At 35.8% G+C, this 24,496-nt stretch carries 23 protein-coding genes, 1 pseudogene and 1 riboswitch; of the genes and pseudogenes, 14 read left to right on the forward strand and 10 right to left on the reverse strand.

Features of this window, described 5'->3' with window-relative positions; all coding sequences use genetic code 11:
- Window positions 1-52 precede the first annotated feature (52 nt).
- A complete protein-coding gene (locus AC4G3O_RS06320) occupies window positions 53-2,200 on the reverse strand; it encodes an MMPL family transporter (RefSeq protein WP_491135978.1) in 2,148 nt (715 codons plus the stop codon).
- A 232-nt stretch (window positions 2,201-2,432) separates the two neighbouring features.
- Between AC4G3O_RS06320 and AC4G3O_RS06325 the strand changes: the two genes are divergently transcribed.
- The 4 genes from AC4G3O_RS06325 to AC4G3O_RS06340 all read left to right on the forward strand — a co-directional run bounded on the left by AC4G3O_RS06325 (window position 2,433) and on the right by AC4G3O_RS06340 (window position 5,425).
- Entirely contained in the window at window positions 2,433-2,957 is a 525-nt protein-coding gene (locus AC4G3O_RS06325) for a YusW family protein (protein ID WP_066101994.1), read from the forward strand.
- Window positions 2,958-3,251: 294 nt separating this feature from the next.
- Complete coding sequence (locus tag AC4G3O_RS06330; protein WP_258187980.1) at window positions 3,252-3,374, forward strand: hypothetical protein; 123 nt, start codon at window positions 3,252-3,254, stop codon at window positions 3,372-3,374.
- Window positions 3,375-3,392: 18 nt separating this feature from the next.
- A complete protein-coding gene (locus AC4G3O_RS06335) occupies window positions 3,393-4,331 on the forward strand; it encodes a magnesium transporter CorA family protein (protein ID WP_066101990.1) in 939 nt (312 codons plus the stop codon).
- A gap of 200 nt (window positions 4,332-4,531) precedes the next feature.
- Window positions 4,532-5,425: a cation diffusion facilitator family transporter gene (locus AC4G3O_RS06340; protein ID WP_262366020.1), complete on the forward strand. Its 894-nt coding sequence runs from the start codon at window positions 4,532-4,534 to the stop codon at window positions 5,423-5,425.
- 138 nt (window positions 5,426-5,563) lie between these two features.
- Here AC4G3O_RS06340 and AC4G3O_RS06345 read toward each other — a convergent pair whose 3' ends face one another.
- A complete protein-coding gene (locus tag AC4G3O_RS06345) occupies window positions 5,564-6,853 on the reverse strand; it encodes an NCS2 family permease (protein WP_066101987.1) in 1,290 nt (429 codons plus the stop codon).
- 122 nt (window positions 6,854-6,975) lie between these two features.
- On the opposite strand from AC4G3O_RS06345, the gene AC4G3O_RS06350 reads away from it, so the two are divergent.
- The gene (locus tag AC4G3O_RS06350) at window positions 6,976-7,893 is read left to right on the forward strand and encodes a LysR family transcriptional regulator (RefSeq protein WP_066101984.1); all 918 of its coding nucleotides are present in this window, start codon (window positions 6,976-6,978) and stop codon (window positions 7,891-7,893) included.
- 117 nt (window positions 7,894-8,010) lie between these two features.
- On the forward strand, window positions 8,011-9,234 hold the full coding sequence (locus tag AC4G3O_RS06355) for an aminopeptidase (protein ID WP_066101980.1): 1,224 nt from the start codon (window positions 8,011-8,013) through the stop codon (window positions 9,232-9,234).
- A gap of 162 nt (window positions 9,235-9,396) precedes the next feature.
- Here AC4G3O_RS06355 and AC4G3O_RS06360 read toward each other — a convergent pair whose 3' ends face one another.
- The 3 genes and pseudogenes from AC4G3O_RS06360 to AC4G3O_RS06370 form a co-directional block, all read right to left on the reverse strand.
- Complete coding sequence (locus AC4G3O_RS06360) at window positions 9,397-9,636, reverse strand: hypothetical protein (RefSeq protein WP_066101977.1); 240 nt, start codon at window positions 9,634-9,636, stop codon at window positions 9,397-9,399.
- Between the two features lie 80 nt (window positions 9,637-9,716).
- Window positions 9,717-9,932: pseudogene (locus tag AC4G3O_RS06365) on the reverse strand (hypothetical protein); the annotation flags it as partial.
- Between the two features lie 47 nt (window positions 9,933-9,979).
- Complete coding sequence (locus AC4G3O_RS06370; protein ID WP_491135979.1) at window positions 9,980-10,186, reverse strand: hypothetical protein; 207 nt, start codon at window positions 10,184-10,186, stop codon at window positions 9,980-9,982.
- Between the two features lie 167 nt (window positions 10,187-10,353).
- Here AC4G3O_RS06370 and AC4G3O_RS06375 point away from each other — a divergent pair, with 167 nt between their 5' ends.
- Window positions 10,354-11,451, forward strand: a complete 1,098-nt coding sequence (locus AC4G3O_RS06375; RefSeq protein WP_066101969.1) for an AI-2E family transporter — start codon at window positions 10,354-10,356, stop codon at window positions 11,449-11,451.
- Between the two features lie 186 nt (window positions 11,452-11,637).
- Here the strand turns inward: AC4G3O_RS06375 and AC4G3O_RS06380 are convergent, their stop codons facing one another.
- Entirely contained in the window at window positions 11,638-12,999 is a 1,362-nt protein-coding gene (locus AC4G3O_RS06380) for a hemolysin family protein (protein ID WP_077247972.1), read from the reverse strand.
- Between the two features lie 474 nt (window positions 13,000-13,473).
- On the opposite strand from AC4G3O_RS06380, the gene AC4G3O_RS06385 reads away from it, so the two are divergent.
- The 4 genes from AC4G3O_RS06385 to AC4G3O_RS06400 all read left to right on the forward strand — a co-directional run bounded on the left by AC4G3O_RS06385 (window position 13,474) and on the right by AC4G3O_RS06400 (window position 16,884).
- Complete coding sequence (locus AC4G3O_RS06385) at window positions 13,474-13,644, forward strand: hypothetical protein (RefSeq protein ID WP_180349928.1); 171 nt, start codon at window positions 13,474-13,476, stop codon at window positions 13,642-13,644.
- 348 nt (window positions 13,645-13,992) lie between these two features.
- Complete coding sequence (locus tag AC4G3O_RS06390) at window positions 13,993-15,252, forward strand: dicarboxylate/amino acid:cation symporter (RefSeq protein ID WP_066101967.1); 1,260 nt, start codon at window positions 13,993-13,995, stop codon at window positions 15,250-15,252.
- 64 nt (window positions 15,253-15,316) lie between these two features.
- A riboswitch (TPP riboswitch) is annotated at window positions 15,317-15,417 on the forward strand.
- A gap of 113 nt (window positions 15,418-15,530) precedes the next feature.
- Entirely contained in the window at window positions 15,531-16,121 is a 591-nt protein-coding gene (gene thiT, locus AC4G3O_RS06395; RefSeq protein ID WP_066101964.1) for an energy-coupled thiamine transporter ThiT, read from the forward strand.
- Window positions 16,122-16,422: 301 nt separating this feature from the next.
- A complete protein-coding gene (locus AC4G3O_RS06400; protein WP_066101963.1) occupies window positions 16,423-16,884 on the forward strand; it encodes a helix-turn-helix domain-containing protein in 462 nt (153 codons plus the stop codon).
- Between the two features lie 169 nt (window positions 16,885-17,053).
- On the opposite strand, the gene AC4G3O_RS06405 is transcribed toward AC4G3O_RS06400, so the two are convergent.
- Window positions 17,054-17,554 (reverse strand): universal stress protein, encoded by a 501-nt coding sequence (locus AC4G3O_RS06405; protein WP_066101960.1) that lies wholly within the window; start codon window positions 17,552-17,554, stop codon window positions 17,054-17,056.
- Between the two features lie 299 nt (window positions 17,555-17,853).
- Between AC4G3O_RS06405 and AC4G3O_RS06410 the strand changes: the two genes are divergently transcribed.
- Together AC4G3O_RS06410 and AC4G3O_RS06415 are read left to right on the forward strand one after the other, a co-directional pair.
- A complete protein-coding gene (locus tag AC4G3O_RS06410) occupies window positions 17,854-18,018 on the forward strand; it encodes a hypothetical protein (RefSeq protein ID WP_175354229.1) in 165 nt (54 codons plus the stop codon).
- A 111-nt stretch (window positions 18,019-18,129) separates the two neighbouring features.
- Window positions 18,130-20,127, forward strand: coding sequence for a transglycosylase domain-containing protein (locus AC4G3O_RS06415; RefSeq protein WP_066101956.1), 1,998 nt, complete (start codon window positions 18,130-18,132; stop codon window positions 20,125-20,127).
- A 100-nt stretch (window positions 20,128-20,227) separates the two neighbouring features.
- Here AC4G3O_RS06415 and AC4G3O_RS06420 read toward each other — a convergent pair whose 3' ends face one another.
- Window positions 20,228-20,524: an HPr family phosphocarrier protein gene (locus AC4G3O_RS06420; protein ID WP_066101953.1), complete on the reverse strand. Its 297-nt coding sequence runs from the start codon at window positions 20,522-20,524 to the stop codon at window positions 20,228-20,230.
- Between the two features lie 427 nt (window positions 20,525-20,951).
- Between AC4G3O_RS06420 and fumC the strand changes: the two genes are divergently transcribed.
- A complete protein-coding gene (gene fumC, locus AC4G3O_RS06425) occupies window positions 20,952-22,340 on the forward strand; it encodes a class II fumarate hydratase (RefSeq protein WP_148630828.1) in 1,389 nt (462 codons plus the stop codon).
- A 67-nt stretch (window positions 22,341-22,407) separates the two neighbouring features.
- On the opposite strand, the gene AC4G3O_RS06430 is transcribed toward fumC, so the two are convergent.
- The gene (locus AC4G3O_RS06430) at window positions 22,408-22,623 is read right to left on the reverse strand and encodes an alpha/beta-type small acid-soluble spore protein (RefSeq protein WP_066101945.1); all 216 of its coding nucleotides are present in this window, start codon (window positions 22,621-22,623) and stop codon (window positions 22,408-22,410) included.
- A 651-nt stretch (window positions 22,624-23,274) separates the two neighbouring features.
- Window positions 23,275-24,375: an ABC transporter ATP-binding protein gene (locus AC4G3O_RS06435; protein ID WP_490552132.1), complete on the reverse strand. Its 1,101-nt coding sequence runs from the start codon at window positions 24,373-24,375 to the stop codon at window positions 23,275-23,277.
- Between the last annotated feature and the right edge of the window lie 121 nt (window positions 24,376-24,496).

A 24,496-nucleotide genomic window follows, 5' to 3' on the forward strand; every position in this document is an offset into this window, starting at 1 on the left:
CTTCAGTTAAAGTGTAATCCAAAACAATTGAGGATGCGAGTTTGGTATACAATCAATTATTGCTTTTTTTCGCCCTTTTTTGTCCAGGGAACCACCAATTCCATTTGCCCAGCAATTTCATTAGAGAAGGAACAAGGACCATACGGACAAGGGTGGCATCTATAAAAATAGCTAAGGCCACGCCAACCCCGATTTGCTTTACCGGTACAATATCTGTAAAAGCAAAGGCACCTGTAACAGCAATCATTATGGCGGCTGCCGAGGTGATAATTTTGCTTGTTGTAGTTAAGCCTTCAAGGGTAGCTTTATCGTTATCTCCAGTTTCGAGATAAATCTCTTGGATACGGGAGATTAAGAAAACTTCATAATCCATACTTAATCCAAAAACAATTGCAAAGGTTAAGATAGGTATCATTAGTGCAATTGGGTTAGGATCAACTCCTAAATTCCCGTGCTGGAAAATCCATACAATGATACCAAAGGCAGCTCCAAGGGAAAGGATATTCATCAGAATAGCTTTCACCGGAATGAGTACAGACCGGAATGCAACTAATAAAATCAAATAAGTAGCCCCGATAATCAGTAATAAACCTTTTGGGACCTGCTCCAGGATTTCATCAAAAATTTCTTGTGTGAATTTTGCCTGACCGCCAATAGTGTGAGTCAGCTCTGGATGTATGTCTTGATTCTCAGCCTCTCGAACCCAATCTTTTGCTTTCGCGGTTTTGTATGCTGCATCGAGTTTAACCGTTATGTGGGTTGTATCTTCGTTCACTAGCTTTTCGAGGACAGGAGCCATTTTTTCTCTAGCCGCATCAGATTGTAAGGTTTGATATAACTCTTCAGCGGAGTTTGTGTTTGTATACGTAAATATTGAATCAACTTGATCGACAAGCTCATCTTCCTTAAGCTCATTTATAAATGCTTCTATGTTCTCAAGGGATTCCTTTGATAATATGTCCTCTTGATTTTTTGTTTCTAAAACAATCGGTACGTTTGACTGATTGCTTGGAAGGAAAGAGTCTTCAAATTTTTCATATGCAATTCTTGTTTGACTGTCAGCCGGCAAAGAATCAGCATTAGGTATTTCTAAATCAATATTGCGAATAGGGGTGGCTGCAATCATTAAAATGAGTAAAGCGGCTAAGGCCATAATTATAGGGCGTTTCATTACGAAGTTTGCGAAACTTCTCCATTTACTGTCCGAGTTTTCTTTAGTTTTTAGAATCATAGCTTTGTTAATGTTTTTACCGATAATGCCTAATAAGGCCGGCAGGAAGGTAAGGGCAGAAATGACAGAAATGAAAACAGCGACTATACCGCCGACAGCTATACTTCGGAATATATCAATATTAATGAAAAACATCCCTGCAAGACCAAGAACAACACAGGTTCCAGAAAAAGCAATTGCTTTCCCGGCAGTTTTGTTTGTAATGCTCACGGCTTTACTGACTTCATGATGCTGCAGTTCTTCTCTGAATCGATGGATGTAGAGAAGGGCAAAATCAATGCTGACTGCTAACCCAATCATGGGAACAACATTTAAAACAAACACGGAAAGATTAATACTCTGACCAATAAAATAAATAATCCCCATCGAGGATACAACGGCTACAATCCCGGTCATCAGGGGAATGGAAGCAGCAACCAATCCTCCAAAAGCTAATAACAATACAATCATGGCGATTGGAATCCCAATCATTTCGGCATTTTTTAAATCAGTTTGAGATGCTTTGCTCATATCTTCTTCAATGACATGGCTACCAGTCAGAGAAGCGGATATATCCTGGCCAGCAATCTCTTGGTTTAAAGCTTTAATATAATCTGCAGGTTCTTGTGTGTCTTCGTCAAAAGAGATATAGGCATAGGCAATCTCCTTTTTATATTGTGAATCATTTTCTAAGGGGGATTCTACTGAGCTAAACCCGTCGATTTTTTTCACATCATTCAATACTGAGTTTATCTTTTGTTTAAAATCCTTTTCCTCTAAATTATCCTTATTTTCAAATAAAATGATATAAGGTGAGGCTGATTGGCCGAACCGATCCTCTAATAGCTCATTTGTTTTATCATAGGAGGACTCTTCCATCTCAAAGCCGCTGCCTTGCAGAATACCAGGCATTTTTAGAGCGAAGAATCCCATTACCAATGTGAAAATAATCCAAATCACTAAGATTATTTTACGATATGTATACATCATTCAATAAACCTCCTCTTTTAGCTCTATGTGCCACAATTCTCTATACCCATGTATACAAGATATATCCTCCCGCTATATAACATTTTAAACTTTAAAAGCAGTTTATCATAGGTTTTACCCGGTAAGTATAATGAAATAATTATCACTATAAATATGAAAAGATAGTGTATTTAGAAGCTAAGTGGGGAAATACTAAAACAACAGTTACATAACAAACTTAGGAGGAGACATTATGAAGAAATTATCATTAATCATGTGTATGTGCGTTTTAACAGTATTTGCAGCAGGGTGCAATAATAATGATGATGCACAAAAAGATAATCAAGCAAATGACAATCAAACAACAGAAAATAACAATGCGAATGATACAGCGACAGACAATAACAACGCAAACAATCAAGCAACAGACAATAATACGGGTACTAATACAAATGATTCAGCTTATTCTTTTAGAGATTTTGATCTTGAAGTGAAATACGAAAATAATAAGGATTATGAGGTTAGCTACGAAAATGATAACGATGGAGTAGAAGCTTCGATTGAAGATGATCGAAATAATGAGCGAGTAAATGGTAATGATGCAGTTGACCGCTTAAATCCTATATTTAAAAAATTAGATATTGATTCTAATACATCACAGGATGATGTTATATCCAAAGTTATTTCAGCATTTGAATTAGATGATAATTATCAGGCGATTGATATAGATATTTCATTTAATGACGGAACAGAAAAAGAATATAGAAATAATAAGTAATTGATATACGCAATCAGAGCATCCCTTAAGATTAAAAGGGGATGCTTTGTTTTTATGTAGATTTTATTTTTTATTATTTAGGGTGTAAGAAATGCTTTTTCCAATCAGTTGGGATAAGTAAGGGGGTTAATTGTCTTTTTAGAGAACGAAAGAGCAAAGGCTATTATAAAAAAAGGGAGTATGACAGTCAGACTAAGGTAATCTTTTTATGAATAGTTAATTTCCCATTGCACAGCTTTGAATGTTAGGTATAAGATGTAAGAGGCAAAACTATCTTCAAAGGAGTTGAAATTATTGAGTAACTACGATTCGAGTGACCCAGACACGAGCTTGCCTGAGGAAACCAACAGTGCTTTTTATAAAAGGTGGGGAAAGATAATTGTCATTCCATTAAAAAGAGTTGTTGCTTCCTCATAATGAGAGGAGGTTAAATCAATGTTAGAATATTATATCTCAGATACAGATAGTAAATTACAGAAAATTGATGAACTGAAAAAAGGGTGCTGGGTCAATATGGTTGCGCCAAGTGAAGCTGAAATCAAGTTAATTTCGGATCGTTTGGATATACCGGAAGATTTCATTAAAGACCCATTGGATGATGAAGAAAGGTCTCGGCTTGAAAGAGAAGATAATCATATATTAATCATTGTAGACTTTCCATACATTACGTATGATGATGGGGGATTCCCGCTTTATGAAACTCTCCCAATTGGTCTGATTGTAACGGACGAATGCTTTATTACAATCTCACTCATTGAAAATCCCATTATTACTGATTTTGTGAGTAAGAAAATGAAGGGATTTTTTACGTATAAAAAGACAAGATTTGCTCTTCAAATACTGTTTAATATCTCTAGCTATTACTTAAGATATTTAAAACAAATCAATCGTAAAACAGATGACATCGAAAAAGAATTACACCAATCTATGAAAAATGAAGAGCTCTATGCATTCCTTTCATTAGAAAAGAGTTTGGTGTATTTTACGACATCGCTAAAATCCAATAAAATCGTATTGCAAAAACTTTTGCGGTTGAATCATTTGAAAATGTATGAAGAGGATAAGGATCTTTTAGAAGATGTCATTATTGAAAACACCCAGGCGATTGAGATGGCTGAGACGTATCATTCCATTTTAACGAGTATGATGAACACATTTGCTTCAGTTATTTCTAATAACCTGAATATCGTAATGAAATTTTTAACTTCCATTACAATTATTTTATCATTCCCGACCATTGTAGCAAGTATATATGGGATGAACGTTAATTTACCATTTCAAAATAACCCGTATGCGTTTATAGGTGTTATTTGTGTTGCCCTATTGTTATCATCCATTACAACTATAATATTTTGGAAAAAGAGATACTTTTGAAGATAGCAAAAGCTATCTCTTTTTTTGGGGTAAGCTAAATATGTTGAGTCTCTTTCGTGAAAAAGATAAAATATTGTTTTGTGTTCATAATTGATTTGTTTGGTAACATGTTCTGTACAGTTCGATAAAAAAGTGATATAACATTTTTCTGCACTAATGTATGGACTATTTCATAAAGGTGTAAAAGTATGGGGTGAATTATTTTGGAACTTAGAGAGTCAATGGCAAAAAGGGTAGCCTGGATTAGTATTTGGAGCAATATAATTCTTACGGTTGGAAAAATCGTAATCGGAATAATCGCAAGCAGTGATGCCTTATTCGCGGATGGGATACACTCAGCAGCAGATGTTTTTGCAGCGGTTATCGTATTATTGGTACTTAAAGTTTCAAATAAACCTGCGGATCTTGAGCATCCATACGGACATGGCAAAGCTGAAGTAATTGTTTCCGGGGTAATTGGAATCTTGTTATTATTAGTATCCCTTTATATTGTGTATGAAGGTGTAGCGGGATTTTTCCATCCTATTGAAACCCCAAGTATGATTGCCTTCTGGATTGCTTTATTTTCTTATGTAGCGAAAGAATGCTTATTCCGTTATTCCATGAATGTCGGTAAACGGGTAAACAGTAAAGCGATTGAAGCGGTAGCATATGATCATCAGGCGGATATAGTGGCATCATTGGCTGCAGCAATAGGTATACTTTTATCTTATCTTGGGGATAAATTAGGAATCACCTTTCTCTTGTATGGGGATAAAGTGGCAAGTATATTTGTAGCCTATTTGATTTTCAAAATTGCAAGGGAAATGCTGACAGAAGCCTTCCATATTCTAATCGAACGCAATGTACAGCCGGAAATGATGGAGCAATTTGAGGCTGTTATCCTTAGTTTTGATGAAGTCAGACGTATTGACCGAATAAGGGCAAGAGAACACGGTCACTACATAATAATGGATATTCGTATCTCAATTGATCAAGATAAAACAATTAAAGAAGGTCATGACCTATCAAGAGAGATTAAGAACTCTCTAAAGGAGAAATTTGACCATATTGAAGAAGTGCTCATTCATTTAAATCCATACTTTCCGGAATAAACGAAGGCCAATTTACATGTTAATTGTAAATTGGCCTTTTTTCGTTCTGTCCCACCGCATATTTTAGTTATCCAACGTTCAAAATTTAATTAACATTAAAAAACCGGACAGCCATCTCACACCTGTCCGGTTTTTTTGTTATATCGAAGTATATTGAAAGACAAAATTGAGCGTAAATAAAAGAGCGATAATATAAAGTGGTACTGAAACATCGCGCTTTTTCCCTATAAATAGCTTAATTAATGGATAAGCTATGAAACCAATAGCCATTCCGTTGGCAATGCTGAATGTCAATGGTATTAAAACAATTACCAATAAAGCAGGGAAGCTTTCAGTTAAGTCATTTAAATCGATTTCTGCGATATTTTGAATCATTAATGCCCCAATTAAAATCAAAATAGGGGATATAGCTGCATTTGGAATGATTTTAATTATAGGTAATAAAAACAATGAAGCTAAAAAAAACAAACCTGTAGTCACTGCAGTTAAACCGGTACGTCCGCCTGCTGTAATTCCAGCAGCTGTTTCGACAGTGGCAACAGTTGGGCTAGATCCAAATATACCGCATGTCAGGACAGATATAGCATTCGCTTTAAGTGCTTTATTATTTTTTTCTGGTTGCTTAATTGATGCGGTATGCGCATGAATTAAACCAATATTTTCAAAGGTTACAACCATGGCCATTGAAAAAGAAGTTAACAGAAAACCGATTGAGAAGATATTGGTAAATGACATGGCTCCAAAAACTTCTCCATACGAGTTAAATGATGGTTGAGTCCATTCAAACCCATCAAGGTTTACCACTCCAAGAAAGATGGCCAGGATGGTGATGATAGCGACACTGATTAGGAGATTTCCAGGAATATTACGAGTAAATAGAATAAAGGTAATTATAAGACCAAGAATGGTTAACAAGGTTTCCGCATTTGTTAAGTCACCAAGAGCAACAATAGTTTCAGGTGAGGAAACGATAATTCCGCTTTGCTCAAACCCTATAAACATTAATAAAATTCCAATCCCAACTGTAATTCCTGCTTTTAAGGAATGCGGGATTGCTTCAGTAATTTTTTTAGCTAACGGTGTGAACGCAATAAGCATGAAAAGCACACCTGAAAGAAAAACAATTCCAAGTGCTTCCTGCCAGCTATAGTTACCATTGATAACAATTGTATATGTGAACATTGCGTTAATTCCCATGCCCGGGACGACGATGATGGGAGTATTACTCCAAAGTCCCATAATCATGCAACCGAATACACAGGTAAGTATAGTTCCGATCATAGCTGCGTCATATGGTATTCCGGCTTCTGATAGGATTTTGGAATTGACAATTACGATATAAACAATGGTGATAAAAGAAATAAAGCCAGCGAGGATTTCACGTTTTATGGTAGTACCGTGCGCATCCAATTTAAATAATTTTTCCATGATGTGTCGTTCTCCTTTTTAAAAAGCTACCTTCCCATGCTATCATTGTGTGTAATATATGAAAAATATTTATTTTGTATGATAAGTATATCTTTTTGATATAACGGAAATGAGGACAGGATATGGATATAAAACAGTTACGCTATTTTGTAGCCATTGCAGAAGAAAAACAAATTACTAGAGCGGCAAAACGATTGCATATGGCTCAGCCGCCGCTCAGTCAACAATTAAAGAGAATGGAAGATGAATTAGAAGTTGTCCTTTTTAATAGGAAAGGAAACACTCTTGAATTAACTCAGGCAGGAGCCTCTCTCTATCAAAAAGCAGTGGATATCATTAGAGTATTTGAAGAAATGATAACTGAAACGAAAGAAATGGTGGAAGGATTAAGTGGTAATCTCCGCATTGGAGTAAATACATTTTCTGATTATCAATTAGCAGGTTATCTAAATGACTTTCATCAAAAATATCCTAATGTTTATTACACCGTTTATCAAGGGAATTCAGTGGAATTGACGAAAATGATTAAGGAGGGGCTGCTTGACATTGGATATGTCATCTTTCCAATTGAGTCTCATGAGGTGAATATACTGCCCATTAAAACAGAGCCATTTGTTTATTTAACAAATGAAAAAATAGAGAGCTCTGAAACAATCGTTTCTTTAAAAAGCATTAGTAAAAAACCATTAATTCTACCAAGCAATGAAGGATTGGGAATCTACAAAATGATTGTCAGTGAATTCTCAAGGCTGCACATAAAACCGTTAGTGAAAAGCGAATGCTCAGACATCAAGCTATTACTTCAATTGGTAAAGCAGGGATTTGGGGTCACTGTTGTACCGGAATCAGTTGTAAAGACATATGATACACACCAATTATACAGTTATCAGCTTCAAGAAAAAGATTTAACATCTACGGTGGGTGTTATTTGGTCCAAAGAAAGATATCTGGCAAAGACAGTGGAAAATTTCCTGAGTATGATTAAACAAAGAACAGCGGGAAGTCCAGTTACTGAATCAAGTGATAATAACCAGTATTGATAAAGGTATTCTCTTTTTTTATAATTTTCAAAAAAACCAATTCGTTCAACTGTGTATTCCAACAAGGAGTGGTAAAATAGTAACGAATGGGAATGATGTTTTAAAGGAGCTGAAAGAATGAATTTTGAACAAAAATTAAACAAATATGCAGAATTGGTTGTTAAAGTGGGAGTCAATATTCAAGAAGGGCAAATTTTGGTAATCTCATCCTCAATTGAATCAGCATCGTTTACACGCCAAGTTGTTAAAAAAGCTTATGAAGCCGGTGCAAAGCATGTATACGTGGATTGGGCTGATGAAGAGGTTAGCAGAATCAAATATGAATTGGCTCCAGATGAAGCCTTTAATGAATTTCCGCAATGGATAGTGGCTCAACGAGAGGAGTTGGTAGAAAAAGGTGGTGCTTTCCTATCAATTGTTTCTCAGAGTCCTGACCTATTAAAAGGAATCGATCCGAATCGAATTGCTAGCTTTCAAAAAGCGGCAGGCACTGCATTAAATAAATTTAGACAAGCTACACAATCTGATAAAGTGAGCTGGTGTGTAACAGCTGCTGCAGGGAAGGCCTGGGCTGACAAGATTTTCCCTGATTCCGAAAACAGTGTGGAATTACTTTGGGATGCGATTTTTAAAGCAGTCCGAGTAGATAGTGAGGATCCAGTTGCTGCTTGGAAGGAACACGATGAAACCCTGCGTACAAAAGCAGACTATTTAAATTCAAAAAAATATAAAGTTCTTCATTATAAAGCGCCAGGAACAGATTTATCCATTGAGCTGTCTGATAAACATATATGGTGCGGAGCCGGTAGTGTGAATTCAAAAGGTATATCGTTTATGGCTAATATGCCAACAGAGGAAGTCTTTACGGTTCCTTATAAAGAAGGCGTGAATGGAACTGTTACAAGCACGAAGCCTTTAAGCTATGGCGGAAATGTCATTAACAATTTCACGTTAACATTTGAAAAAGGAAAAGTTGTAGATGTAAAGGCAGAAACAGGTGAGAATGTTCTTAAGAATCTTCTTGACTCTGATGAAGGATCTCGCTATCTTGGTGAAGTTGCCCTAGTACCTCATCAGTCACCAATCTCTGATACAAATATTTTATTCTATAATACTCTCTTTGATGAAAATGCATCCAATCACTTGGCTATTGGCTCAGGCTATGCTTTTTGTCTTGAAGGAGGCAAAGAGATGAATGAAGATCAATTAGCGAATGATGGTGTCAATATAAGTATTAATCATGTTGATTTTATGATTGGTTCTGCTGAAATGGACATTGATGGAGAATTGGCGGATGGAACAAAAGAACCTATTTTCCGAAAAGGGAATTGGGCGTTCTAAACAAAGCTGGAGATAGAGCCGGAACATAAAAGTTCCGGTTTATTTGTATTAGTTCTTTTCTAATAGTATATTGCTGATATCTCAATAAAAAAAGACAGCTTTTGTGCTGTCATTACTTTGTTTGAAGCCCCTAGCTAGCATACTAAAAAAATATATTAAATTTTATTTAAGATTTTTTTCAATTCGGTCAAGACGTTGTTTAGTCTCCTGTATATCTGTTTCTATCAGCTTTAGTTTTTGCTCAACTATTTTACTGTTAGTTAGATAACGCTTAAAAATCTTAACAATATATATAATAGCGATAATAATTAAAATCATTACCGCCAATAGAAAAAAAGGTAAAACATTCGTAAAGATATCTACAAAATTCGATGTTTCCACCTCTGGCTTTACTGTTTCCACTATAGTGTCACTCCTTTACATAGTATTTTTCTATAAGTCCATTAATTCTACATTAAACATTGTTATGGATTAACCTCACTTTAACCTGAGTTACTCTTTCTATGATCCCAAAGGGTTAAAATTTCTTTCTCAATTTCCTGCGTAATATCATATGCACCTTTAGATTTGTTAGAACATATTACGGCTGTGATTGACATCTTAGGATAAAATGCCGAATGGAAACTAACTCCCGGGTCATAACTCATAATATGATATTTGAAAATCTCATCATTATGTTTCTCTATCCATACTCCGTAATAGCTGGTGAATTGTTATACCCTTTTCAAAGTTCGGGAATTGAATATTAAGACAATCTTCTAATTTCATCTCCCATTTCTGTGTTTTGGTTCTTATGGTTGTTTATGCTTAGTGAAAAAGCTGAACAAAGCAAAAATATGAATGCTAACCCAACTCCAACTAACATTGAATATCCGAAAATGTTTTTTAGCGCCATACCACCTGCGATACTTGCAACAAATATCAACAGAAACATCACTGTGTAGTTCTTCAATTTAAACACCGCCTTACCAATATTATACAACAATCAGTAGGAAAACAGATTTTTATAAAAAGTATGACATCTAATGTATTAAAACATTATATTAATGGGAATGTTTTTTCTAACGAATAAATACGATATAATGGGGAATAACCGAATATGAGGAGAGGAGGATACAATTGAAATCAAAATTACATTTTTGGACATTGGAAATCTTGTTACTGTTATTGATTATATTCGTAAGTACAAAAATTTCCTTCTTATTTAATCCGATTGGGATCTTCATATCTACGCTTTTTTTCCCAATTTTGATTTCAGGATTTCTGTTTTATTTATTAAATCCACTTTTAAAATTTATGATAAAGCGGAAAGTACCAAAAATCATTGGAATCTTGATCGTATACATAGCCCTGATTGGTTTATTTATATTTGGTGGAGCAACAGTTGGGCCAATCGTTTCGAATCAAATAACAGATATAGTCGAGAATACGCCTAAAATCATTGATGATATTGGAAGAATCATTGAGGATGCATCTGATTCCCCTTTGGTTAATTATGTAATTCAACAGGATATAGTTAAAATAGACGAACTGAAGGACAGATTGCTTGAATTCACAACCACTGTGACAAAGAATATAACGACTGGAGTCTCGGCCGTCTTCTCCTTTATCACAAATCTGACATTAATTATCATAACAGTTCCGTTCATCCTGTTTTATATGTTGAAGGATGGGAATAAACTTCCCAATGCAATCATGAGATTTTTACCATCTTCTTTTAGGAAAGAAGGAATGGTTATTATTCAGGAAACCTCTGAGACATTGGCAAGCTATATACAGGGACAAATTATTGTCTGTATTTTTGTCGGTACGTGTTGTTTTATCGGTTTCTTAATACTGGATTTACCATATGCACTGACGCTGGGATTAGTAATTGCAATTACAAACATTATTCCTTATGTAGGCCCGTTTATTGGGGCTGCACCGGCAGTGGTAGTCGGTCTATTCCAATCGCCGCTAACAGCTATTTTGGTCATCTTAGTGATTGTAATAGTTCAACAAATTGATGGTAATCTGATTTCTCCGTTGATTATTGGGAAATCACTTAATATTCATCCATTGACCATTATCTTGATATTATTGGTTGCAGGAAGTTTAGCTGGTATAATGGGGATGATATTAGCCGTGCCGACCTATGCTGTTGTAAAAACGATCACCAAAAATATTGTAAGGCTCTATAGATTGTATAAGACGAAAACGACTGTTATAACCGAGTAATGATTGAGCAGGACCTGTTAAGGTTCTGCTTAATTTTGTTTTCCTGAAGTAAATAAGCTAGCTCGAAAGGATCTTGTAGCTAATCAGGAAAAGAGGCATACATTATAAAAACCGCTTCTCTAAGGAAATTAAATTCCAATTTGGAGAAGCGGTTTGTTGGTTGGTATTCTATAAATAATTTAAATATTAAGAGAAGAGGACATTATCTTCTTCAGCGACGTTTTTTTGTGGTATACCGATTATCTGATATTCTTTAACCTTTTGCTTAATTTCAACATAATGGATATGATGGTCTTCCATATCGATGATGGTTACTTCATATCCTTCGAGGTCAATCGTATCCCCCAACTTGGCATCATAATTTTCGGTTAGAACCCATCCGCCGATTGTATCAATATCTGAGTCATCCAAATTAGTTCCAAGCAAGTCATTAATTTCACTGATAAGTACTTTTGAATCAACGATATAGGAGCCGTCTGGATTTTTACGAATCTCAGGTATCTCGTCAGCATCGAATTCGTCGCGGATTTCTCCAACAATTTCTTCAACTATATCTTCAATAGTGACTAAACCTGAAGTTCCGCCATACTCATCCATCAGAACAGCCATGTGAATGCGTTCAGTTTGCATCTTGACTAATAAGTCATGAATCGGCATGGTATCTAAGACACGGATTATCGGCCTAATGTAGGGATCAAGAGTGACAGTTGTCACCTGTTTATGCTGGACGATATCTGTCAGTATTTCTTTTACATTTACTAATCCAATGATGTGATCCTTATCTCCATCAATAATAGGATAACGAGTGAATTTCTCAGCATGAAATACATCAATAAATTCCTTTACGAGGTCATCTTTTGATAAGGAAATCATTTCTGTTCGTGGTACCATAATTTCTTTTGCAATTCGGTTATCAAATTCAAATATATTGTTCACATATTTAAACTCAGATTGATTAATTTCGCCGCTCTTCAAACTCTCAGACAAAATAATTTGCAGTTCTTCTTCTGTATGTGCAATCTCATATTTTGATGCGGGTTCAACTCCGACTGATTTGGCAATCAGCCTTGCTGACCCGTTAAGAGCCCATATAAAAGGATACATGATTTTATAGAAAGTCATAAGTGGCTTTGAAGTAAGAAGAGCAATTGATTCCGCTTTTTGAATGGCAACAGTCTTTGGTGCCAATTCACCAATGACTACGTGAATAAATGTAATTAACATAAAAGAGAGAATGATGGTCAGTGTTTTGGCAACAGCATCCGGTAATGTCAAGAATGATATTACTGGAGATATGATAGTGGCAAAGGTTTCTTCTCCGATCCAGCCAAGTGCCAGTGCCGTCATCGTTATGCCAAGCTGACAGGCAGACAAGTATTCATCCAGATTTGTGATGATTTTTTTGGTGCTTATTGCCTTTTTATTTCCTTCTTCAAGTAATTGATCTATCCGTGAAGAACGAATTTTAACAATTGCGAACTCCGATGCAACAAAAAATGCGGTTAATGCAATCAAAATGGCTATAAAAACCAAATTCCATATGTCCAATAAATTTCCTTTAACCGTTTATGACGGTCAAGGAGTCACCTCCTGTAGTAATAAGCTGCTATCAGCTAAATGGTTTAAATATAAAAGATCGACTATATGAATGTTTTTGGTCATCAACTTCCCATGTGAATCACCCCTTGGATTATAAAAGAGAAGTATTTGAAAAAGAGTTATTACTATCCATTATATTAAATTTATAAATGAATAGCATTTGTTTTTATTCCTAATTTAATAATTTGACTATATTTTCAATAAATATGAAATTTGGGACTATCTTTTTTTCAGCAATTTAGTAAAATTTAAGTTGTGGAATTATTTACATAAGTAACATAATTATAGTGTTATTTACATAAAATCAGTTAGTAAATAAAACAGATATAAATGTCAAATAAAATGCTTGTATTTTGGTTTGAGGGATTAATATAAGGGTATATTTGTATGGATTAGTATAAATTAGAGGTGGAGATAGTGTGTATGGATATCGTATCTAAATTTAAGGTGCAGGGAATTATCATTGAAAAGACAAAATCACGTAATGAAATATTTTCAAATGTATTTATTTCAGGGTTCTCTGATTTGGGTCATGAATTAATGGCTGAGGAAGCATCTGAGTCCAAGAAGGAAGTAGAACTAAAAAGTCATTAATCAATCTCATACATACATATTAGTTAAAAATACGATCATTTCACAGAAGACGCATGTATGCGTCTTTTTTTGCTGTTGTATGAGGATATGCAGAAAAGACGGAAATATAAAAATTTATATTTATGTGATCAAGGGACAAAACGAGAAAAACAGGCCCTCACTCAAGCTAAGAGCAAGATTGTACACACCTCCCTGTAATTCTTTCCATTGTCATCTTAGGAATAATCTACTATTATTATATAGAAATAAGAAAAACCATTCTAATTTGTGGGGTGTTTTTTCGTTAAATTCTCCTTTTATGTGGAGTATAGTAGATTTTTTCTAATAGATAATTGAAGGAGGACATCTATGAACCTTACAGTTAAAATTATATTAGGATTGTTTTTTGGTGCGATTGTTGGATTGATGCTTAACATTTTTTCACCTCAATCATTTGAAATCTTAAATGCTTTAGTATTTTCACCAATCGGCAGTCTGTTCATTAACGCTATTACCATGCTGGTTGTTCCTATTGTACTTATCTCAATTACTCTAGGTACGGCGGGTTTAGGGGATCCTAAAAAACTCGGCAGAATTGGTGGTAAAACCATTCTTTATTTTCTTTCAACGACTGCATTTGCTATCACAATTGGTATATTCCTGGCCTTAGTCATTAAACCAGGGAACGGAGGTAATTTTGATATTGCCTCAGCTGAATATACAGCCACTACAGCCCCTTCTATAACTGAAACTCTCATTAATATCATTCCAAAGAATCCAATTCAGGCAATGGCGGATGGAAATATGCTTCAGGTAATTGTAATGTCTATTTTCTTTGGGATCGCAATTACGGCTCTTGGAGAAAAAACAAAAGGTATTATCAACCTTTTGGAGCAAGGTAATGAAGTACTGATGTATTTAGTTAACCTAATTATGAAGGCAGCACCTTATGCAACATTTGCCTTAATAGCAACTGCTGTCGGAAGCCAAGGTCTTCCGGCTATTAAAAATATGGGTCTTTATATGATCGTAGTTCTTTTGGCATTATTGGCTCATACAATTGTCATATACGGGGGAGCGATTGCAATATTCGCGAAACGTAATCCAATAGAGTTTTTCAAAAAGTTTTTCCCAGCTATGACAGTCGGGTTTAGTACTTCGTCGAGCAGTGCAACTTTGCCGGTAGCTATGGAGCTTACACAAAAAGAGCTGAATGTACCAAAAAGTATCAGCAGCTTTGTGCAGCCGCTTGGCGCTACCATTAATATGGATGGAACTGCTATTATGCAAGGGGTTGCTACTGTATTTATTGCCCAGGCATATAGTGTGGACCTTACAATGACGCAATTAATTACTGTCATCCTGACAGCTGTTCTTGCAAGTATTGGAACAGCAGGTGTGCCGGGTGTAGGATTAATCATGTTGACTATGGTTCTTGGCCAGGTTGGCCTTCCAGTTGAGGGTGTAGGTTTGATCCTCGGTATTGATCGCTTACTTGATATGACGAGAACAGCAGTTAATATTACTGGAGATGCATCTTGTGCTGTAATTATTGCCGAATCTGAAAAGAAACGTGAAGAAAAAGAAGATAAAGCAGATACAATAAAAATAGAAGAAATGACTGCTTAGTTAGATTTGGATTAATAATACTTGCTAATGTATGGAAAAATTAGTACGATGTAAGAAATGAATAGTATTCCACAAGGGGAGCCTATGGCTGAGAGTGAACGATCGAGTTCTGACCCTTCGAACCTGTTAGTTAGCACTAGCGTAGGAATGTGGCTGAATGAATGTAATGTAAGCAATGCGAGCCATTTTTGTGCGAGCATTGCTTTTTTGCATTTTTGGATGCCCGATCAAGATGGAGGTTACGATTCAGGAGCTCTTGATTAGAAAGGGGAAGTAAGATGAGAAACAAACGATTATTATTTATGGTGGAGATTGCTGTTTTTTCTGCTTTGGCATTTATTTTTGATTTGTTGGCCACTGTTGTATCTTTTAGTTTATGGCCGCAGGGTGGCAGCGTGTCAATCGCTATGGTACCTGTTTTTTTAATGGCTTATCGATGGGGTGTTAAAGGTGGCGTAACCACAGGATTACTGTTGGGTTTGCTACAAATTCTATCAGGAACTGCTTATATCATGCATCCTGTACAAGGTTTTCTCGATTATATTGTCGCTTATACGGTTGTTGGCTTAGCTGGGATTGTATTTAAATATGCAGATAGAGAACGAATTGGCAAAAAGGATATTAAAACATCAGGTATTATTGTTTTAGGAATACTACTGGGAAGTACGATGCGTTTTTTTGCACACTTTATTGCTGGAATGGTTTTCTTTGGAACTGGCGCAGCAGATGGCCAATCAGTCGCAGTTTTCTCATTGTTTTATAATTTATCCTATATGCTGCCAAGTGTTATTGTAAGCGGAATGGTAATGATGCTATTATTTGCAGCAGCACCACGGGTTATCTTGCGGAAATCTGTACATCATTCCTAAAAAGATTAATAATTTGAATTTAGGGCTCTCGACATAGTCGAAAGTCTTTTTGAGTTTTTCTCATTCCATGTACTTGAACCCGACCCATCTTGGCTTCGCTCCTGAAAGAGTTATAGTTCTATCGTCCTTTTTAATTAATAGAAAGCAGTTTTTTGTAAAAAGAAGAAGAGAATATAAAAAAATTAGTAAATTTATACATAATAATACCTATCTTCCATTTATTTCTATTATAATGATAGTAGTGAACATTAAATTTGGAGTATAAATATTATATTTTATATTGATGGGAAGTGGGATGATTATGAGTAAGGATGAAATTATTCGTCTAATATCTGAACGTATGCGATTAATCCGTGTGGAAGTTGATTATACACAAGACAAGATGGCCGAAATAATCGGTATTTCTAAAAAAACATTGGTACAAATTGAAAAAGAGCGTAATGAAGCAAGCTGGACTACTGTCGTGGCTGTCGTTTCATTATTTCGTGAAACATTAACAGTGCAGACTTTATTTGGCGGGGACCCTCTCGAGGTCATTGAAACGGTTTCAAGAGAAAGAATTGATTACAGGAAAGAAAAAATGCTTGGCGGTAAGGTATGGTGGAAAGATATTCTTAATGATGGCGGGTATGTTCTGCAGCAAAATATGATTAGTGAGCACTATCGTATTTTAGATGGGGATCAGTATCGAATCTATAGTTCATTAAACGAGAATGATGCACATAATAAATATAAAGAATTGGTTAATAAAGTGTTGCAATAATACTCTGATATTGAGAGATTCCTGTTGAACGTACGTGTGTATGAAGTTGCCTGGAATGTCTCTTTTTTTAGTTTGATGATTTTTTTAGATTTGGATTTTCTAGCAAAATAAATGGCCTCCTTTTGCTCTCTATGAGGCAGGAGGCCTTATATAGTTAAGGAACAATTAATTATTTTGCCACTAACACAGGACATGAGGCATTTTTAATGATTTTTTCAGAGATATTGCCGAGAAACAATTTACGAAGACCGGTAGTGCTGCTATTGCCGACAATAATTAAATCGACTCCCTCTTTTTCAGCATATTGAAGAATCATATCATCAATTGTCCCTTCAAGTACTACAAAATGTGAATGGATAAGATTATTACCTTCCAAGCTGTTTACATAGCGTTCAATTTCCTCAAGTCGATTGTTATTCGCAGAGTTATTGTTTATTAAAGAATTAGTTTCTGGAACGATTGCCTGCCCCTGGCTGGAGTCTGCGTAAAATGTGCTATTGGTTGAGGCTACAAATGTATTCTCAGGAATTAATCCTTCATTATTTTCTTCATAAACATAAACTACTGATAATAAGGAGTTCTCTTTACTCTTACAAAAATTTAATCCCATTGATAAACCCAATTTAGCCGAATCTGAGCCGTCGAACGCCACCAATATATGGTTAAACATATAACTCAGTCCCTTCATTTTATTTGCACTCGTTATTATTTATCCTTTATTTGGCTTTTGGAAACATCAGGCAAGGGAACCTGTCAATCCAATATCCTATATAGTGACCTTATGCCTTAAAAGAGTAGGTATGTTATTTTTGGGATATTTGGAAAATTGGTCTTAATTTGTTGTGAAATAGGGTCAAATCAAGATTACCTATTTAGAAGTTCGAAAAATAGATAAATATGCCAAAAGACCAATGGTCATACCAGCAAATATCTTGTATTCTTGTATTATAGAAAAAAGAGGTGATGAGGATGTTAGATGAAAAACAACCCCAGGATATTCACCCAATTATTAAAAAATGCTTAACTCACTTGGATGTTTTGGGAGCAGATGTAAAATTAAAGCAAATTGTTTATATGTATATGGAAACATTGCATAAAGAAATTGGAAACTCGAATAATGAGATTAACAAGTGAAAGATATAGGTAAACCTAAAACAACTGTCTATCAGTTGTTTTTTATTTTTTGTGTATAATATGTAACAATGGATAGAAATTTAGTTGATTTTTAGAGAGGATGAGAATTGGATGGGTTATAAGTTTTTAAAAATATTTGACCATTCTCGTTTAGTACACATTCTTCTGCTTGGTCTATCGTTCATAGCCCTTATCATAAGTTCATTCCTTTATCTGCTCTTAAATCAGGAAGTTGATTTGTCTCATCTGAAAACTGAGCTTATGCAGCCAACCATCATTTATGATATGGATGGAGAAGAGGCTAGTAAAATTTCAGCAAATAAGACAGAAGGGGTTTCAATTAATCAGATTCCAGAGCATGTGATTGATGCTGTTATATCAATAGAAGACCGACGTTTTTATGAACATAGTGGGATTGATTATATAGGGATTATTCGAGCAGCATATGAGAATTTCACTGCAGGAACTGTTGTTCAGGGTGGAAGTACTATCACGCAGCAACTAGCAAAAATAACACTTTTAACGCCTGAACAAACCTTGAAGAGAAAGCTGAAGGAGGTTTCGATAGCCAGCCAGATTGAACGTGAATACTCAAAAGATGAAATCATGGAGATGTATTTAAATCAAATTTATTTTGGGCATGGCGCTTGGGGAATTCAAAATGCCAGCAAAGTATATTTTGGAAAAGAAATCGAAAAGGTCAATCTATCTGAGGCAGCTTTGTTAGCTGGTTTAATACATGCTCCCTCTGTTCTGGATCCTTATAAAAACTTTGAGGCGGCAAAAAAAAGGCAAGAAGTAGTGTTGGTTCAGATGGAAAATAGTGGGTTTATTACGAGTGAAGAGAGGGAATCAGCAGCTGAAGAAGAAATAAGTTTCACAGAGTTAAGCGATCCCTTAAAAGGAATGTTTCCCTACTATGTTGACCAGGTGATTATGGAAGCTGACAAAACATATGGAATAAAGCAGGACGAGTTGTTAACAGGTGGATATAAAATATACACAGAACTAGATCAAGGTATGCAGGAAGATATGGAAGAAGTATATAAACAAGATGATTTGTTTGCAAAAGGTTCAAATGCAGATGAATTAGTACAAAGCAGTGCCGTTTTGCTTGATCCAAAGACTGGCGGTGTCAGAGCCCTTATTGGGGGAAGGGGAGAGCATGTTTTTCTTGGATATAACAGAGCGACACAATTAAAAGCCCAGCCAGGTTCAGTGATGAAGCCGCTCGCAGTTTATACACCTGCCCTTGAAAAAGGATATAAACCTACAGATTTGATTAAAGATACGGAGATGGAATTTGCAGGAGGTTATTCACCGAAGAATTATAATGATCAGTATGAAGGAGAAGTTCCGATGTTCGAGGCTGTGTATAAATCGAAAAATATCCCTGCAGTCTGGCTTTTGAATGAAATAGGCATACAAGCTGGAATGGATTATGCAGAGAAATTTGGCATTAAACTTGGAAAGAATGACCGAACACTGGGTCTTGCTTTAGGTGGGCTAAACGAGGGAGTATCTCCACTGCAGATGGCTTCAGCCTATTCTGTATTTGCAAATGGAGGTGTACGTCAGGAAGCACACCTTATCCGGAAGATTGTAGATGCGAGCGGCAAAGAAGTTGCTGTCTTTAAAGGGAAAAAAATTAAAGTAACGACCAAGGAAGTAGCAAAAAATATGACTGCCATGCTAAAGGGTGTGGTTGATTATGAAGGTGGAACTGGAACAAATGCAAAGGTTGAAAATAGAGATATCGCTGGAAAAACAGGTTCAACTCAGGTAGATAATGTGTCTAGACAGGACGCGGTAAAGGACCAATGGTTTGTCGGTTATTCTCCCAACCTCGTTGGTGCCGTGTGGATGGGCTATGATAAAACAACAGCCAATCAGTATCTTTACAAAGATAAAATAAGCGGTGCAAATATTGTTTTTCAGGAAATCATGACAAAAGCCTTACAAAATGTCGAAAATCAAACATTTGATGTTCCAACAATAGATGATATGGAAAAGGAAGTAGAAAAGAACCGTTTTAAAAACTATTGGATTGAGCAAAAGGAAAAGATTCAGAAAAACTTTGATGAATGGATCAATCGCTGGAAAAATTAATTAAAAAATAAGTTGCCTTCCATATTCAATAGGAATGAAAAAAGCCCATTTGAAATCGTAAATTTTACGGTCTCAAATGGGCTTTTCTACTATGCTGTAATTAAGACATAGAGGGTGTTAACTCAGTATTTTCTGTCAGACATATTGTTTCGATTTGCTCAATTGCCCCTTGAGCATTTTCGCCTTTAACAAGGACTTTAACATGTGCATCCGTACCTAATGTTAGGAAAAAAGCTGTTAAAGAAGAAATATCCTTTACGTTAATTTCTTGTGTATTCCTTACCAATTTGATTGTTCCATTAAAGTTTTTCGCATATTGTGCTATACACATTAATTGTGGAAGTGTTATTTGTTTTTGAATGGAAAGTTCAGAAGAACCGATTTCATATTTTTGCATTTTGTCTCACCTTTTCCTCTGTTATTGAGCTAATTTATATACTATTTACCCTGTGTTAAATTAATTAAACAAAATATAGATAACGTGGGAAATTAATGATGGATTGGAATCAACATGAGTGATAGTCATAGAATTGTAAAATATTTTCATTTTTTAACCGGTCAGCCCAGAGTTAAATGTGCTATTTTTATCATTATAAGGATATGAGGAGGTAGGGGAAATGATTGATTATACTGTAACGCTTGCTATAGCTAGTATCATGACTTTAGGCTTTTTTATCGGGCACATGCTTTGGGATGCGTAAACCTAATATCTCCTAAAAGCTAACAGTCAAGGGGGCTAGATTTAAGCGCTATCATTTGACCATCTGCTATAATAGAGAGTATGTTCTTAATAGTAAGATAATACTTTATAGGGGATGATGAAGGTGGAATATCGGATTGAAAAAGATACGATGGGAGAAGTGCGTGTTCCAGCTGATAGCTATTGGGGGGCTCAAACAGAGCGTAGCCGCAACAATTTTAAAATTGGACAAGAATTAATGCCAATTGAGATTGTATATGCCTTTGCCCACCTAAAAAAAGCCGCTGCTTATTCCAATTTTGATTTAGGTAATTTATCGGAAGAAAAAAAGAATGCGATATCATACGTATGTGATGAGATTATCGCAGGAAATTTAAATAGTCAATTTCCTCTAAAAGTTTGGCAAACTGGAAGTGGAACCCAAAGCAATATGAATGTGAATGAAGTAGTAGCACGTAAAGGGAATGAATGGCTGGAGAATAATGGGTTTGAAGCAACGCTGCACCCTAATGATGATGTAAACATGTCTCAAAGCTCCAATGATACATACCCAACGGCTTTACATATTGCAGCTTATGAAACTATACATAAAAATGTTTTGCCTGAAATTATTGCTTTTAGGAAAGTACTTCAAGAAAAAGAGCAGGAGTTTATGGGAATTGTTAAAATTGGACGTACTCACCTGCAGGATGCTACACCATTAACACTTGGCCAGGAAATAAGCGGATGGAGATTCAGTTTTGAACGTTCAGAACAGATGATTAGGGAAAGTGCCGAGAAGCTGCTTAGCCTTGCGATAGGAGGTACTGCTGTTGGTACAGGCATTAATGCCCATCTCGAATTTGGGGATAAAACAGCGGGATATATATCTGAACAAACCGGTTATAACTTCATTTCTTCACCAAACAAATTTCATGCATTGACCAGCCATGATGAGATTGTTTATGCGCATGGTGCATTAAAAGCTTTGGCTATGGATGCGATGAAGGTGGCCAATGATATACGCTGGTTGGCAAGCGGCCCTCGCAGTGGTATTGGGGAGATTACCATTCCTGCAAATGAACCTGGGAGTTCGATTATGCCTGGTAAAGTAAATCCAACGCAAAGTGAAGCTTTAACAATGGTAGCTGTTCAAATATTGGGAAATGATACATCCATTGGATTTGCTGCAAGCCAGGGGAATTTCGAATTAAATGTATTTAAACCCGTGATTGCTTATAATTTCCTGCAATCTGCCAGATTATTGTCAGATTCGCTTAAATCCTTCAGGGTTAATTGCCTGGTTGGACTTGAGGCTAATATTGAAAGCATTCAAAAAAATGTAGAGTCCTCCCTTATGCTCGTAACGGCACTAAACCCGCATATAGGCTATGAGAAAGCAGCTGAAATTGCTAAGCTTGCCTTTAAAGATAACAGTACGTTAAAAGAAACAGCCTTGAAATTGGGTTATTTAACTGAGGAAGAATTTGATCAATGGGTAAATCCAAAAGATATGGTCAAACAAAAATCCTAAAAACATTCGTAACCCCCTTCCGAATTGTTCGGAAGGGGGTTTTAGCCATTTTATATGAAATTTTTAATTAAGATTGAGATCTGCCGCTGATTTGTTGTTCACCCATACGAACAAGTCTTTTTGTTATTTCTCCTCCAACAGATCCGTTTGCACGAGCTGTTGTTTCAGCACCAAGTTGTACTCCAAACTCAGTAGAAATTTCGTATTTCATTTGATTGATTGCTTCTGCTGCACCTGGAGCAACCAATTGATTAGAGTTATTGTTTGAGCTGTTTTGAGCCATGATGTTAATCTCCTTTAAAAAAATGATTTATTTGGCTGGGTCAGTCGGATTTGAACCGACATACAGGAGATTATCGTATGAAATCTCCTAAGCCCTAAACGGCTTGACCCATTGATGTGAGTGCGTCTTTCTACTAGCTAGTATGGAAGGTCACACTTTAATTTATACATAGATATAAAAAGGTAAAAGCTGGAGTTGATAAGATTCGTAAGGGTGTACAAGCAGGAAAATATTATCTGGATTCCATGAACATAAAAAATCTCATGGGTGAAACGCTAAGGAAAAGAAAAGGTTTGGAGAGGATAATATGGAATGTCCTTTATGTAATGGTCTAACTTCTATAGAATACTTATGTAAAAATTGTGATATAAATATGGAGGACTTTGGGAAGGTAATGGATTACTATGACGACTATAGTGCATACCTGGAAACCAATATACAAAAACAAACGGACGGAGATCCTCAATCGGTAAGACAAAATATATGCCAACATCTTTTATCCTGCAGTCAATGTGGAAACGACGAGGTAGTATCTATTCACGAAATGTATATTTGAGAATAATTATAATTCCTGAAAACTGAATTAAAGCCATATCAGGAAACAAAAAAGCCAAAATCCCGAGAGATTTGGCTTTGAGTTTTTATAATTAATTATGGGCGAATTCTTAACTCAGTGTCTTTATCAAAGAAGTGTGCTTTGTTGATATCTAATCCTAATTTAATGGTATCCATTGGACTGATATCAGAACGGGAATCGATACGTGCTACGATGGATTGACCTTCAATTTGAGTATAGAGCATCGTTTCAGCACCCATTAATTCTGCCACTTCAATTATGCAGCTGACTGTAGTTTCTGGGGATGCATCCATGAATATAGGTTCATCATGGATATCCTCAGGACGAATACCAAGGACAACGTCTTTACCTATATAGCCTTGTTTGCGCAAATAGCTTAATTTACCTTCAGGTACGGCAATGCGAGTGCTGCCGGTTACAAAATATCCATCTTCTAATTTCCCATTAATAAAGTTCATGGCAGGAGATCCGATAAATCCACCTACAAAGATGTTTTCTGGATTTTCATAAACGTCTTTCGGTGCACCGACTTGTTGGATGAAGCCGTCTTTCATAACTACCAGACGAGTAGCCATTGTCATTGCTTCTGTTTGGTCATGTGTTACATAAATTGTAGTTGTATTTAATCTTTGATGAAGCTTAGCGATTTCAGCACGCATTTGTACGCGCAATTTAGCATCCAGGTTAGACAAAGGCTCATCCATAAGGAAAACTTTTGCGTCACGAACGATAGCACGGCCCAATGCAACACGCTGACGTTGACCGCCGGAAAGAGCTTTTGGTTTACGATTTAAATATTCCTCGAGACCAAGAATACGTGCAGCATCTTTAACGCGGCGATCGATTTCAGCTTTATCAAATTTACGAAGCTTTAGTCCAAAAGCCATATTATCATATACACTCATATGAGGATATAATGCATAGTTTTGGAAAACCATTGCAATATCACGGTCTTTTGGAGGTACATCATTCACGCGTTTATCATCAATATAGAAGTCACCTTTAGAGATTTCTTCTAATCCGGCGATCATACGTAAGGTTGTGGATTTACCACATCCAGATGGACCTACGAAAACGATAAACTCTTTATCTTTTATGTGTAAATTAAAATCGGTTACTGCAGTTACCTTATTATCATAAACTTTATAAATATTTTCTAATTTTAACTGAGCCATCTTGAAATGTCCTCCTTGATAACTATGTAATAATGAAACCCTTTTCACAAATAATTTTACTAGTCTAATAGTTAAAAATATATGTTCAATTTGCACAAATATAATGATTATGAAATGGGCT

The sequence above is a fragment of the Bacillus sp. z14 (2026) genome (assembly GCF_058313575.1).